Raw genomic sequence first — 13,706 nt, 5'->3', positions numbered from 1 at the left:
CAAAAGGATCAGAGCGTCGCCTGCTCCCGTTCGCGGCCGTCGGGCTGGGCGGAGAGGTAGGCGCCCGCGCAGGCGGTGAGGCGGAGGGCGGTGTCGATCAGGGGGACGTGGCTGAAGGCCTGGGGGAAGTTGCCGACCTGGCGTTGGGCGCGGGAGTCCCACTCCTCGGCGAGCAGGCCGACGTCGTTGCGCAGGGAGAGCAGCTTCTCGAAGAGCTCCCGGGCCTCCGCCACCCGGCCGATCATCGCCAGGTCGTCGGCCAGCCAGAACGAGCAGGCCAGGAAGGCGCCCTCGTGCCCGGAGAGGCCGTCGACGTTGTTGCCGTCGTCGTCGTGGGTGGGGTAGCGGAGCACGAAGCCGTCCTCGGTGGACAGTTCGCGCTGGATCGCCTCGATGGTGCCGATCACCCGCTTGTCGTCCGGCGGCAGGAAGCCGACCTGGGGGATCAGCAGCAGGGAGGCGTCCAGCTCCTGGCCGCCGTAGTACTGGGTGAAGGTGTTGCGGTCGGCGTCGTAGCCCTTCTCGCAGACGTCCCGGTGGATCTCGTCGCGGAGGGCCTTCCAGCGCTCCAGCGGGCCCTCGGCGGGGGTCTGTTCGATCAGCTTGATGGTGCGGTCCACCGCGACCCAGGCCATCACCTTGGAGTGCACGAAGTGGCGGCGGGGGCCGCGCACCTCCCAAATGCCCTCGTCCGGCTCGCGCCAGTGCTGCTCGAGGTAGGTGATCAGCTTGAGCTGGAGCAGGTGGGCGTGGTCGTTGCGGGTCAGGCCGGTCATGTGGGCCAGGTGCAGGGCCTCGACCACCTCGCCGTAGACGTCCAGCTGGAGCTGTCCGGCCGCGCCGTTGCCGACCCGGACCGGCTGGGAGCCCTCGTAGCCGGGCAGCCAGTCCAGCTCGGACTCGGTGAGCTCGCGCTCCCCGGCGATGCCGTACATGATCTGCAGGTTCTCCGGGTCGCCGGCCACCGCGCGGAGCAGCCACTCGCGCCAGGCCCTGGCCTCCTCGCGGTAGCCGGTGCGCAGCAGCGAGGAGAGGGTGATCGCGGCGTCCCGCAGCCAGGTGTAGCGGTAGTCCCAGTTGCGTTCGCCGCCGATGTCCTCGGGCAGCGAGGTGGTGGGGGCGGCGACGATGCCGCCGGTGGGGGCGTAGGTGAGCGCCTTGAGGGTGATCAGCGAGCGGACCACCGGCTCGCGGTAGGGGCCCTGGTAGGTGCACTGGCCGACCCAGTCGCGCCAGAACTCGACGGTGTCGGCGAGCATCGCCTCGGCGTCCGGGGCGGCGGGCGCGGGCAGGTGACTGGCCTGCCAGGTGAGCGCGAAGGCGATCCGCTCGCCCGCCTCGACGGTGAAGTCGGCGTATGTGGTCAGGTCGCGCCCGTAGGTCTCGGCCACGCCGTCGAGCCAGACCGAGTCGGGGCCGGCCACCGCGACGGTGCGGTGGCCGCCGTCGGGCTGCTCGACCCGGTGCACCCAGGGGACCACCCGGCCGTAGCTGAACCGCATCCGCAGGGCGGAGCGCATCCGGACCTTGCCGGAGACGCCCTCGACGATCCGGATCATCTGCGGGACGGCGTCCAGCCCGGCCAGCGGGCGGGGCGGCATGAAGTCGATCACCCGGACGGTGCCGCCCTGGGCGTCCCACTCCTGCTCCAGGATCAGCGAGTCGCCCCGGTAGCGGCGGCGGTCGGCCGGCACGGCGGGGGCGGCGGCGGTCGGCGGGATCGGGATCGCGCCGCTGTCGGTGAACGCCGAGCGGGCCGCCGGCGGGGCCGGGACGGTGGCCCCGGCCGGTGCGGACACCGGCTCGGCGGGGCCGATCCGCCAGAACCCGTGTTCGTCGGTCCCCAGCAGACCGGCGAACACGGCGGGAGAGTCGAATCTGGGCAGGCACAGCCAGTCGACCGCCCCGTCCCTGCTGACCAGGGCGGCGGTCTGCATGTCCCCGATGAGTGCGTAGTCCTCGATACGGCCGGCCACGTGTGTCTCCAGTTCGCAAGATGTGCTCGGCGGCCACCGACGGCGGGGCGCGCGGATGCTGCGAGGCCGGAGATGTCCGGGCGGTGGCGGCTGGTGGCCACCGGGACGGGGCTGTGATGGGCCCCTGGCCTGGACGGGTGAACTGGTACGGGAGGCGTGTGTCCGGTCGCGCATCGGGGACCGAGAGGCGTCGTCCTGACCCCTCGCCCTCCGCGTGCTCTGTCTGTCGGCGATGCGTCCGTGCAGAATACGTCGGCGGCACACGGCGGGGCACCCCGAAGAACCCCTGTCCGTCAGCTGTCACACCGATTGCCGTCAAAGTGGCCCGGCTGGAACAGCCGGACTGACCCGTACGAACCAGGCGGAACTGATCCTTCCGGGCCAGGCCGGACGGTGTCCGGGGAACGCCGGATGAACTCCGGGCGGACGCGCCGAGGTGCCCGCGACCGCGTCCACGGCCTCGCGCTGATACCCTGGTATCCCGTGGACTGGTGGGCATTCGCCCCGGTGCCGCCGACCCCGACGACCCCGCCGGAGCAGCCGAAAGGCTCCCGGCCGAGTGCGAACTCCTCGTCGGAGAGGCGTCCGGCGGTCCCTCCACCGGCGTCACCTTCGACAGCGACCCACGGGAGCCCCCTCTTGGCACAGCCCCAATCCGGCAAGGCAGCGAACGGCCGCGCCGTGACGACCAAGCACCTCTTCGTCACCGGGGGTGTCGCCTCCTCGCTCGGCAAGGGCCTCACCGCCTCAAGCCTCGGTGCCCTGCTCAAGGCGCGCGGCCTGCGTGTGACGATGCAGAAGCTCGACCCCTACCTCAACGTGGACCCGGGCACCATGAACCCGTTCCAGCACGGTGAGGTCTTCGTCACCGACGACGGGGCCGAGACCGACCTCGACATCGGTCACTACGAGCGCTTCCTCGACACCAACCTGCACGGCTCGGCGAACGTGACGACCGGCCAGGTGTACTCGACGGTGATCGCCAAGGAGCGCCGCGGCGAGTACCTGGGCGACACCGTCCAGGTCATCCCGCACATCACCAACGAGATCAAGTCCCGGATCCGCCGGATGGCGACCGAGGACGTCGACGTGGTGATCACCGAGGTCGGTGGCACCGTCGGCGACATCGAGTCGCTGCCGTTCCTGGAGGCGGTCCGCCAGGTCCGCCACGAGGTCGGCCGGGACAACGTCTTCTTCGTGCACGTCTCGCTGCTGCCGTACATCGGCCCCTCGGGCGAGCTGAAGACCAAGCCGACCCAGCACTCGGTCGCGGCCCTGCGCAACATCGGCATCCAGCCGGACGCCATCGTGCTGCGCGCCGACCGCGAGGTGCCGCAGGCCATCAAGCGCAAGATCTCGCTGATGTGCGACGTGGACGAGGAGGCCGTGGTCGCGGCCATCGACGCCAAGTCGATCTACGACATCCCGAAGGTGCTGCACTCCGAGGGCCTGGACGCGTACGTGGTCCGCCGGCTCGACCTGGCCTTCCGGGACGTCGACTGGACCGTCTGGGACGACCTGCTGCGCCGGGTGCACGAGCCCCAGCACATCGTGAAGGTGGCGCTGGTCGGCAAGTACATCGACCTCCCGGACGCCTACCTCTCGGTGACCGAGGCGCTGCGGGCGGGCGGGTTCGCCAACAACGCCCGGGTCGAGATCAAGTGGGTGACGAGCGACGACTGCCTGACCCCCGAGGGCGCGCAGGAGCAGCTCGGCGACGTGGACGCGATCTGCATCCCCGGTGGCTTCGGCGACCGCGGGGTGGACGGCAAGGTCGCGGCGATCACGTACGGCCGGGAGAACAAGATCCCGCTGCTGGGCCTCTGCCTGGGGCTGCAGTGCGTGGTCATCGAGGCCGCGCGCAACCTGGCCGGTCTGCCGGACGCCAACTCCACCGAGTTCGACGCGGCGGCCAAGTACCCGGTCATCTCGACCATGGCCGAGCAGCTGGCGATCGTGGACGGCAAGGGCGACCTGGGCGGCACCATGCGTCTCGGCCTCTACCCGGCCAAGCTGGCCGAGGGCTCGATCGTCCGTGAGGTGTACGGCGGCGAGCAGTACGTGGACGAGCGCCACCGTCACCGCTACGAGGTCAACAACGCGTACCGCGCGGACCTGGAGAAGACCGGCCTGCAGTTCTCCGGCCTCTCCCCGAAGGGTGACCTGGTCGAGTACGTCGAGTACCCGCGCGAGGTCCACCCCTACCTGGTCGCCACCCAGGCGCACCCGGAGCTGAAGTCCCGGCCGACCCGCCCGCACCCGCTGTTCGCGGGTCTGGTGGCGGCGGCCATCAAGATCAAGACCGACGCCGAGTAACTCTCCCGGCGTTCGGTGGACGGCGGTCGTGCGATTCTTCGCGCGGCCGCCGTTCTGCTTGGGTTAGTGTCGTAGTGACGAAAAGGGGAGTGCGAGATGACGGACGGTCAGCGGCAGATCCGGGACGTGGCCGAGGAGTGGCCCGTACGGTCCAGTGAGCAGCCCTTCCGGGGCCGGGTCACCGGGGTCCGTACGGACGAGGTGCTGATGCCCGACGGCAGCTACGCCCGGCGGGACTACCAGACGCACCCCGGGTCGGTCTCGGTGCTCGCGCTGGACGAGCAGCAGCGGGTGCTGATCCTCCGCCAGTACCGGCACCCGGTCCGGCAGCGGCTCTGGGAGCTCCCGGCCGGGCTGCTCGACGTGCCCGGGGAGAACCCGTTGCACGCGGCGCAGCGCGAGCTCTTCGAGGAGGCGCACTGCAAGGCCGGGGAGTGGCGGGTGCTGGTCGACTTCTACACCTCGCCCGGGGGGACGGACGAGGCGCTGCGGCTGTTCCTGGCGACCGATCTGTCGGCGGCGGACGGGGAGCGGTACGAGGCGCACGGGGAGGAGCTGGAGATCGAGACGGCGCGGGTGCCGCTGGGTGAGCTGCTCCGGCTGGTGCTGGCGGGGGAGCTGCACAATCCGACGCTGATCACGGGGACGCTGGCGCTGCACGCGGCGCTGACCTCGCCGGTGGGGCTGGAGGGGTTGCGGGCGGCGGAGTCGCCGTGGCCGGCGCGACCTTTCAGCTGACCCGAACTTGCACTATCCAGGGGCTCGGGGAACGGCGACGGTTCGTGGCTGGCGGGTATCACTGCGAAAATGCCTGACCAGGTACGTGCCTGCAACGCTCCTGAGGTCGGCGCCGCCGTTCCCCGGGCCCCTGGTCTCAGATGCTTGAGCACCTGCGTCTGTGCGGGTGATTTGGTGGTTGGTAGTACTGGTGTCATCTCTTGCTGGTGAGGCGGGTCGAACTACGCTTCCCGGACGGGGCCCCGTGCGGGCCCGTCGGCTGACCGGGTCGGGAGTGGCGCAGGTGGCGAGGAAGACGGCGACGATGGACGTACGGCCCGCCCCGATTCTTGGTCAACTGCCCGACGGGCCGGGGTTGTTCGTGGGGCGGGGGGCCGAGCTCGCGGCGTTGGCGGCGGCTCGGACCAGGGTGGTGGCGGGCCGGTGCCCGCTGCTCGTGGTGGCGGGGCGGCCGGGGTCGGGGCGGACCTCACTGGCCGTCAGGTTCGCCGTCTCGGTGGCGGAGGAGTACCCGGACGGGGTGCTGTTCGCCCGGCTGTCCGCGCCGGACGGGACCAGGGTGGCGCCCGGGACGGTGGCGCGGCGGCTGTTGGAGCAGTTGGGGGAGCCCGCCGCGGGGGCGCTGCCGACGGGGGAGGAGCAGGGCGAGGACGATCCCGCCTGTGCGGCGGTGCGGGCGGCGGTGAGTGGCCGCCGGGTGCTGCTGGTGCTGGATGACGCCCGGGATTCGGGGCAGCTCTGGCCGTTGCTGGCGACGGCGCCGGAGGCGTTGGTGGTGGCCACCACGGCGGGGCCGTTGACCGGGATCGAGGGGATCGATCCGGTAATCCTGGGTGGGCTGTCGCAGTCGGGGTCGGTGGAGCTGCTGAGCGGGCTGGTCGGCGGGACCAGGATCAGCTGTGACCCGGTCGGCGCGGCCGGCCTGGCGGAGAGCTGCGCCTGCCGGCCCACCGCGCTGCGGCTGATGGCGGGCTGGCTGCGGGCCGCCCCCAAGGCGGCGGTGACGGATGCGGCCCGCGAACTGTCGCTGGCCGTCGAGATGCGGACGCCCCCGGAGCCGGCCCGGAAGAAGCGCAAGGGCCGGGCCCAGTCGGCCGACGACCAGCCGGCCGAGGACGAGCCGGTGCCGGTGCCCGACGGCGACCCGCTCGGGGCGGCGTTCACGCTGCTGCACCGGTCGCTGCCGGCGGCCGAGGCCCGGATGCTGCGGATGCTCACGCTGGCGCCCGCGCAGTCGGCCGATCTGCGCACCGCCTCGGCCCTGGTGGGCTGTCCGGCGCCGGAGGCCGCGACGCTGCTCGAGAAGCTGACGGAGCGTGAACTCCTGGACCGGGAAGGCGAGTCGGCGGACGGAACGCCCCGCTACCGGGTGCCCGGAAGGCTGTACGGGCGGCTGGTGGCGCTGCGTGAAGAGCTGGACCGGCCGTCCGAGCTGGAGCTGGCCCGGGCCCGGCTATTGGAGCGCTTGGTGCGGCTGGTGGAGTCGGCCAGGGCGCTGCTCGACCCGGCCGCCGGGCCGGGCCCCGACCCGCTGCCGGGGCCGCTGCGGCTGCGGACGCCGGCCCAGGCGCGGCTCTGGCTGACCGAGCGGCGCGGTGAGCTGCTGGGCGCGGTCGGGGACGCGATCGGGCAGGCGGATCTGGACGGTTCGGCCGGCCGGCTGGTGACCGCGTTGCTGCGGGCGCTGCCGCTGACCGGGCAGGCCGCCCCGGCGGATCTGTACGAGCTGCACGGTCTGGTGCTCAAGGTGGCGGAGCGGAGCGGGAACCGCCGCCGGGCCGCCGCCGCGCTGCTCAACCTGGGTGATCTGCAGGCGGCGGCGGGCCGCTGGGAGGTGGCCGCCGAGCGGTACCGGGCCGCCCTGGAGCACGGCCGGGAGGTGGACGACGAGGCGGCCTGCGCCCGGGCCCTGGAGGGCGTGGCGGAGAGCCGACGGGCGCTCGGCGACCCGGTGCGCGCCGCCGACTGGTACGGCCGGGCGCTGGAGCTGCGGCAGGGCCTGGGTGATCACCGGGCCGAGGCCAGGCTGTTGGCCCGGACGGCCGAGGCGCATCTGGCGCAGCGCCGGTTCGAGGAGGCCGAGCGCGAGTACCGCGCGGCGCTGGCGGTGGTGCGGCGACTGGGCGACGAGCGCGGGCAGCGGGCGGTCGCGGCGGCGCTGGAACACCTGCGGGGACTGGTCGAAGCCGAGCGGGGCCGGGCGACTTCGGAGTGATGTCCGGAAGGTGGCTTTAGGGTCGGTTTGCCAGCTGTTGTGGGAGGCAAGCCTACGAATCTGCCAATGTGGCCAGCTGATTTATTCACTTTGGAAGGCTGACGGAACACCTGGGCTTCATTACACTCGACCTTAGTCGCGTAGCGAAGCGTGCCCCGGCGTCTCCGGAGGTCTCCACGTGCGCGTTGCCCGCCGGTGTTCTCCGGCCGGGCCCCAGAGGCAAAAGGGACGTGTTCAGTCGTGAAGGTCGGCATCCCCCGCGAGGTCAAGAACCACGAGTACCGCGTGGCCATCACGCCCGCCGGCGTGCATGAGCTGGTCCGTAACGGACACGAGGTCGTCATCGAGGACAACGCCGGTCTCGGCTCCTCGATCCCCAACGAGGAGTACGTGGCCGCCGGTGCCACCATCCTCCCCACGGCCGACGAGGTGTGGGCCGCCGCCGACCTGCTGCTGAAGGTCAAGGAGCCGATCGCGCAGGAGTACCACCGCCTGCGCAAGGGCCAGACCCTCTTCACCTACCTGCACCTGGCCGCCGACAAGGCCGGCACCGACGCGCTGGTCGCCTCCGGCACCACCGCGATCGCGTACGAGACCGTGCAGCTCGCCAACGGCGCCCTGCCGCTGCTCGCCCCGATGTCCGAGGTCGCGGGCCGGCTGGCCCCGCAGGTCGGCTCGTACCACCTGATGCGTCCGGCCGGCGGCCGTGGCACCCTGCCGGGCGGCGTGCCCGGCACCCACGCGGCCAAGTGCGTGGTCATCGGCGGTGGCGTCTCCGGCTGGCACGCCGCCACCATCGCGATCGGCATGGGCTACGAGGTGACCCTGCTGGACCGCGACATCAACAAGCTGCGTGAGGCCGACAAGATCTTCGGCACGAAGATCAAGGCCATCATGTCCAACGCCTACGAGCTCGAGAGCGCCGTGCTCGAGGCCGACCTGGTGATCGGCGCCGTGCTGATCCCGGGCGCCAAGGCCCCGAAGCTGGTCACCAACGAGCTGGTCTCCCGGATGAAGCCGGGCTCCGTGCTCGTCGACATCGCGATCGACCAGGGCGGCTGCTTCGAGGACTCCCGCGCCACCACGCACGCCGAGCCGACCTTCCCGGTCCACAACTCGGTCTTCTACTGCGTGGCCAACATGCCGGGCGCCGTCCCGAACACCTCCACCTACGCGCTGACCAACGCGACGCTGCCGTACGTCGTCGAGCTGGCCAACCGGGGCTGGAAGGACGCGCTGCGCCGCGACGCCGCGCTGGCCAAGGGCCTGAACGTGCACGAGGGCCAGATCACCTACGCCGCCGTGGCCGAGGCCTTCGGCCTGCCGTCGGTGTCGCTGGAGAGCGTGCTCGCCTGAGCCTGCTGACCCCTCGTCAGCAACCGCTGAACGCCCCCGGCCCGCTCCCCTCGGGCCGGGGGCTTCGGTCTGTCCCGACACCCCCTCGAACTGGCGTATGTCGACAATTCGGGATGGTCGGGTGACCGTGTCAATTTATGTGCTCGCTGTCACCCGGCGCAGAAACGTTAGGTGCGTACGGCCTCACAAGCCTTGACAGTGACCGGTCCAACCGCCGACACATCCGGCCCACTACCGTGGATTGTGTTGCTGCGAACGCCGCGGACAGCCTAGAGTCGCAAACCGTCGGCATGCTGCCACGCTGACGAATCGACAACAGTCCTGGATGCCCAAGGAGGTAAGACGACTTGTGAATGAGTCGACATTTGCTCCCGGGGGTGGTCAGCCGGGACTGGCGGAGCACTCGGTCGCGGTCCGTACCTTCGAGGCACGTCAGAACACCGCGCCTGCCACCACCGCCGACGAGGCTGACCTGCCGTCACACGGCCTGGCCTACGGCGATTTCGCGTACGGCTCCTACGACGACCCGGACGCCGAGTACGAACCAGACCCGGAGTACGCCGCGACCCTGGCCCCCGACGCAGCCCGCCAGCGCCGCGAGCGCGTTGGACCGACTGGTCGCCCGCTGCCCTATTTCCCGATCCCCGCGCCGCTGGCCGAGCACGGCCCCGCGCAGATCATCGCGATGTGCAACCAGAAGGGCGGCGTGGGCAAGACCACGTCGACCATCAACCTGGGCGCCGCGCTGGCCGAGTACGGCCGCCGGGTCCTGCTGGTCGACTTCGACCCGCAGGGCGCGCTCTCGGTCGGTCTCGGGGTCAACCCGATGGAACTCGACGTCACGGTCTACAACCTGCTGATGGAGCGGGGTCTGACGGCCGATGAGGTGCTGCTGAAGACCGCCGTGCCCGGCATGGACCTGCTGCCCTCGAACATCGACCTGTCGGCCGCCGAGGTCCAGCTGGTCAGCGAGGTGGCCCGCGAGTCGGCGCTGGCACGGGCGTTGAAGCCGCTGCTGCCGGACTACGACTTCGTCATCATCGACTGCCAGCCCTCGCTCGGCCTGCTCACCGTCAACGCCCTGACGGCGGCTCACAGCGTCATCGTCCCGCTGGAGTGCGAGTTCTTCGCACTGCGCGGGGTCGCGCTGCTCACCGAGACCATCGAGAAGGTCTGCGAGCGGCTCAACCCCGACCTGCGGCTCGACGGCATCCTGGCCACCATGTACGACTCGCGCACCGTGCACAGCCGCGAGGTGCTGGCCCGGGTGGTCGAGGCGTTCGGCGAGCACGTCTTCCACACCGTGATCGGACGGACCGTCAGGTTCCCCGAGACCACCGTGGCGGGCGAGCCGATCACCACGTACGCAACCAACTCGGTCGGCGCCGCCGCCTACCGCCAGCTCGCCAGGGAGGTGCTCGACCGGTGCCGCCCCGCCGAGTGAGTCTCCCGGGTGCCGACGAGCTGTTCCGGACCACCGGCGGGATGGCGCTGTCGCCGTCCCTCAGCCGGCCCGAGGCACCCCGCACGGAGACCGCCCGGAGCACCGACAAGGGCGGGCCGGCGGCGGAGGTCCCGCAGGCCCGGCCGGAGTCCCAGCCGGGCGCTCCCGGCGCCGAGGGCACGGTGACGCCGCGTCAGCACGCCCCTGAGGAGCCCGCGGGGGAGGCCGCCCGGCGGCCCCGCCCCCGGGGCCGGGCACCGCGCCGCCCGAGCGGGCGGGAGCGGCACGACGAGAAGATCACCGTGTACGTCTCCGCCGAGGAACTGATGGACCTCGAGCACGCCCGGCTGGTGCTCCGCGGCGAGCACGGCCTCGCGGTCGACCGCGGCCGGGTGGTCCGGGAGGCGATCGCCGTCGTCCTCGCCGACCTCGAGCAGCGCGGCGAGGCGAGCATCCTGGTCCGCAGGCTCCGCGGGCGCTGAGCCTTCCGCCCGGCGGGACCACCAGGGGCTCGGGGAACTGCGACGCCAGCCCCAGGAACGTGATCCGGCGTGGATGGTCAGGTACTTTCGCAGTGACCCGAACGCCAGATCTCCTCGCAGTTCCCCGAGCCCCTGGATAGTGCAACCGAATGCCCTGCAGACACCTGGACCCGTAGATGGCTGAGCACACCGCCTTCCAGGTGCGGCTGGAGAACTTCGAGGGGCCGTTCGACCTGCTGCTGGGGCTGATCGCCAAGCACAAGCTGGAGATCACCGAGCTGTCGCTGTCGACGATCACCGACGAGTTCATGGCGCACATCCGGGCGATGGGCCTGGACTGGGACCTGGACGTGGCGACCGACTTCCTGGTGGTGGCCGCCACCCTGCTCGACCTGAAGGCGGCCCGGCTGCTGCCCGCCGCCGAGGTGGAGGACGAGGAGGACCTCGCCCTGCTGGAGGCCCGTGACCTGCTGTTCGCCCGGCTGTTGCAGTACCGGGCGTACAAGCAGGTGGCCGCCGTGCTGGCGGACCGCTGGGCGGCCGAGTCGCGGCAGCGGCCGCGGACCGTCGGCCTGGAGCCGCAGCACGCCGAGCTGCTGCCCGAGGTGGTGATCAGCATCGGGCTGGAGGGCTTCGCCAGGCTGGCGGCGAAGGCGATGACGCCCAAGCCCAGGCCGGTGGTCTACGTCGACCACATCCACGCCCCGCCGGTCAGCGTCCGGGAGCAGGCGGCCCTGGTGGTGGAGCTGCTCCGGGCCCTGGGCGAGGCCGACTTCCGTCGGCTGGTGGCCGATGCCGGGGACGACACCCTGGTGGTGGTGGCCCGGTTCCTGGCGCTGTTGGAGCTGTACCGGGAGCGGGTGCTGGACTTCGACCAGCCCGAGGCGCTGGGTGCGCTGACCGTCCGCTGGGTGGCCGAGGCCGACCGGCTGGTCGAGGTCACCGACGAGTTCGACCGCCCGCCGGAGCCGATCGAGAAGGAGCCGTCATGACCGAGGAGCCGTCACGGCCCGCCAGGCGCTCGCTGGGCGTCCCGGGGCAGTCCCGGGCCGGGGAGTGGCAGGAGTCCGTCTACGGGGCGGTGCAGGACGGCCAGGAGTGGGTGGAGCCGGACGCCGAGGTGACCGAGGCGGTCGTCGGGCCTCCGGCGGTGCCGCTGCGGGCCGAGTTGGAGGCAATTCTGCTGCTGGTCGACGAACCGGCCACCGAGCGGCACTTGGCCTCGGTGCTGGACCGCCCGGTCGCCGAGGTGGCCGGGACGCTGCGCGAGCTGGCCGCCGAGTACACCGCCCAGGGCAGGGGCTTCGACCTGCGGTTCGTTGCCGGGGGCTGGCGGTTCTACACCCGGGCCGACTGTGCGGCGGCCGTCGAACGGTACGTCCTGGACGGCCAGCAGGCCCGGCTCACCCAGGCCGCGCTGGAGACGCTGGCGGTCGTCGCGTACCGGCAACCGGTGTCGCGCAGCCGGGTCTCGGCGGTCCGTGGTGTGAACTGTGACGGCGTGATGCGTACCCTGGTACAGCGAGGACTGGTGGAAGAGACCGGCTCCGAGCCGGAAACAGGTGCAATCCTGTATCGGACGACGAACTACTTCCTGGAACGGATGGGGTTGCGCGGCCTGGAGGAACTCCCGGAGCTGGCGCCCTTCCTGCCCGAGGTCGACGACGTGGAAGCGGAGTCCCTCGAAGGCACGATGATCGCGGAGGCGGTCGCCGCCGCACGTGCGGACGGCAGGGAAGTGCAGTGAGGTCGGCCGGGCACGACGAGCACTTCCAGACGGAACACGACGTACGGATATTTTGATGCGTAGCAGTGGCAACGGCAGGAACAGCAGCGGCGGTGGCGGGAGCCAGGGCCGTGGCGGACAGGGCGGGGGCCGGGGCGGCGACTCCCGCGGCGGTTCGTCGTACGGCGGCGGCCGGAGCGGCGGCGCCTCCGGTGGCGGTCGCAGCGGCGGCGGCTCCTTCGGCGGCGGCGGGGGCGGTGGCCGTGGTGGCGACTCCCGCGGCGGTTCGTCCTACGGCGGGAGCCGGGACGGGCGTGGCGGCGGTGGCGGCTCCTTCGGCGGTGGCCGCGGTGGCGACTCGCGCGGTGGTGACTCCCGCGGCGGTTCGTCGTACGGCGGCGGCCGCAGTGGCGGCAGCTCGTACGGTGGCGCCTCGAACAGTGGCGGCCGTCGGGACGACCGTCGCGACGATCGGCAGTACCCGGACCGTCCGCTCCGCCCGGAGGAGCGCAAGTACGACCGCCCCGAGTTCGGTGGCGGCCCGCACGCGTACCCGAACCGTGGCAGCGCCGCCCGCAAGCCCAGCCCGGCTCCCCGGCCGCGGCGTGAGGGCCAGGGTGCCCCGGGCGACCCGCGGCGTCAGCCGCAGCGGACCCGCGAGCTCCAGGGCAAGATCGAGGACGCGGTGCTGGCCCGGCACGAGCAGGGCCAGGGCGTACAGGGCGGCAACGCCGAGGGCGAGCGCCTGCAGAAGGTGCTGGCGCGGGCGGGCATGGGCAGCCGGCGGGCCTGCGAGGAGCTGATCGAGCAGGGCCGGGTGATGGTCAACGGCCAGCTGGTCACCGAGCAGGGCAAGCGGGTCCAGCCGGAGACCGACGAGATCAAGGTGGACGGCCTGACCGTCGCCACCCAGTCGTTCCTGTTCTTCGCGCTGAACAAGCCGGCCGGCGTGGTCTCCACCATGGAGGACCCGGACGGCCGTCAGTGCCTGGGCGACTACGTGACCAACCGGGAGACCCGGCTGTTCCACGTGGGCCGCCTGGACACCGAGACCGAGGGCATCATCCTGCTCACCAACCACGGTGAGCTGGCCCACCGCCTGACCCACCCCCGGTACGGCGTCACCAAGACGTACCTGGCCGCCATCCAGGGCCCGATCCCGCGGGACCTGGGCAAGACGCTGGCCAAGGGCATCGAGCTGGAGGACGGCTACGCCCGCGCCGACAGCTTCAAGGTGGTCTCCAACGTCGGCAAGAACTACCTGGTCGAGGTCACCCTGCACGAGGGCCGCAAGCACATCGTGCGGCGGATGCTCGCCGAGGCGGGCTACCCGGTCGAGAAGCTGGTCCGGACCCACTTCGGTCCGATCGCGCTGGGCGACCAGAAGTCGGGCTGGCTGCGCCGCCTGACCAACCCCGAGGTCGGTCAGCTGATGAACGAGGTCGGTCTCTAG

At 71.9% G+C, this 13,706-nt stretch carries 10 protein-coding genes; 9 read left to right on the top strand and 1 reads right to left on the bottom strand.

Annotated elements, in window-relative coordinates; translation table 11 throughout:
• Positions 1 to 8 precede the first annotated feature (8 nt).
• The gene (locus F4556_RS08505; RefSeq protein WP_184913049.1) at positions 9 to 1,976 is read right to left on the bottom strand and encodes a glycoside hydrolase family 15 protein; all 1,968 of its coding nucleotides are present in this window, start codon (positions 1,974 to 1,976) and stop codon (positions 9 to 11) included.
• 639 nt (positions 1,977 to 2,615) lie between these two features.
• Between F4556_RS08505 and pyrG the strand changes: the two genes are divergently transcribed.
• The 9 genes from pyrG (at position 2,616) to F4556_RS08460 (ending at position 13,706) form a co-directional block, all read left to right on the top strand.
• Positions 2,616 to 4,292: a CTP synthase gene (gene pyrG, locus F4556_RS08500; protein ID WP_221503560.1), complete on the top strand. Its 1,677-nt coding sequence runs from the start codon at positions 2,616 to 2,618 to the stop codon at positions 4,290 to 4,292.
• A gap of 96 nt (positions 4,293 to 4,388) precedes the next feature.
• Positions 4,389 to 5,030 (top strand): NUDIX domain-containing protein, encoded by a 642-nt coding sequence (locus F4556_RS08495; protein ID WP_184913047.1) that lies wholly within the window; start codon positions 4,389 to 4,391, stop codon positions 5,028 to 5,030.
• A 283-nt stretch (positions 5,031 to 5,313) separates the two neighbouring features.
• Complete coding sequence (locus F4556_RS08490; protein ID WP_184913045.1) at positions 5,314 to 7,245, top strand: tetratricopeptide repeat protein; 1,932 nt, start codon at positions 5,314 to 5,316, stop codon at positions 7,243 to 7,245.
• Between the two features lie 240 nt (positions 7,246 to 7,485).
• Positions 7,486 to 8,601, top strand: a complete 1,116-nt coding sequence (gene ald / locus F4556_RS08485) for an alanine dehydrogenase (protein WP_184913043.1) — start codon at positions 7,486 to 7,488, stop codon at positions 8,599 to 8,601.
• Positions 8,602 to 8,992: 391 nt separating this feature from the next.
• Positions 8,993 to 10,045 (top strand): ParA family protein, encoded by a 1,053-nt coding sequence (locus F4556_RS08480; protein WP_221504013.1) that lies wholly within the window; start codon positions 8,993 to 8,995, stop codon positions 10,043 to 10,045.
• A complete protein-coding gene (locus tag F4556_RS08475; RefSeq protein ID WP_184924415.1) occupies positions 10,042 to 10,527 on the top strand; it encodes a hypothetical protein in 486 nt (161 codons plus the stop codon). The genes F4556_RS08480 and F4556_RS08475 overlap by 4 nt, the downstream gene beginning before the upstream one ends.
• Before the next feature lie 176 nt (positions 10,528 to 10,703).
• Entirely contained in the window at positions 10,704 to 11,519 is an 816-nt protein-coding gene (locus F4556_RS08470; RefSeq protein ID WP_184913039.1) for a segregation and condensation protein A, read from the top strand.
• On the top strand, positions 11,516 to 12,274 hold the full coding sequence (scpB, locus tag F4556_RS08465; RefSeq protein ID WP_184913037.1) for an SMC-Scp complex subunit ScpB: 759 nt from the start codon (positions 11,516 to 11,518) through the stop codon (positions 12,272 to 12,274). The genes F4556_RS08470 and scpB overlap by 4 nt, the downstream gene beginning before the upstream one ends.
• Before the next feature lie 55 nt (positions 12,275 to 12,329).
• A complete protein-coding gene (locus F4556_RS08460; RefSeq protein WP_184913035.1) occupies positions 12,330 to 13,706 on the top strand; it encodes a pseudouridine synthase in 1,377 nt (458 codons plus the stop codon).

Origin of the sequence: Kitasatospora gansuensis (assembly GCF_014203705.1) — a bacterium.
In the GTDB taxonomy this organism is placed as follows: domain Bacteria; phylum Actinomycetota; class Actinomycetes; order Streptomycetales; family Streptomycetaceae; genus Kitasatospora; species Kitasatospora gansuensis.
The sequence above is the reverse complement of the archived record's forward strand: the minus strand, read 5'-3'. Positions and strand labels throughout refer to the sequence as shown.

What these genes read in the sequence shown, in the direction of transcription:
- F4556_RS08495 (WP_184913047.1), top strand. Translation starts at nt 4,389, where the DNA reads ATGACGGACGGTCAGCGGCAGATCCGGGACGTGGCCGAGGAGTGGCCC.
- F4556_RS08470 (WP_184913039.1), top strand. Translation starts at nt 10,704, where the DNA reads ATGGCTGAGCACACCGCCTTCCAGGTGCGGCTGGAGAACTTCGAGGGG.
- scpB (WP_184913037.1), top strand. Translation starts at nt 11,516, where the DNA reads ATGACCGAGGAGCCGTCACGGCCCGCCAGGCGCTCGCTGGGCGTCCCG.
- F4556_RS08460 (WP_184913035.1), top strand. Translation starts at nt 12,330, where the DNA reads ATGCGTAGCAGTGGCAACGGCAGGAACAGCAGCGGCGGTGGCGGGAGC.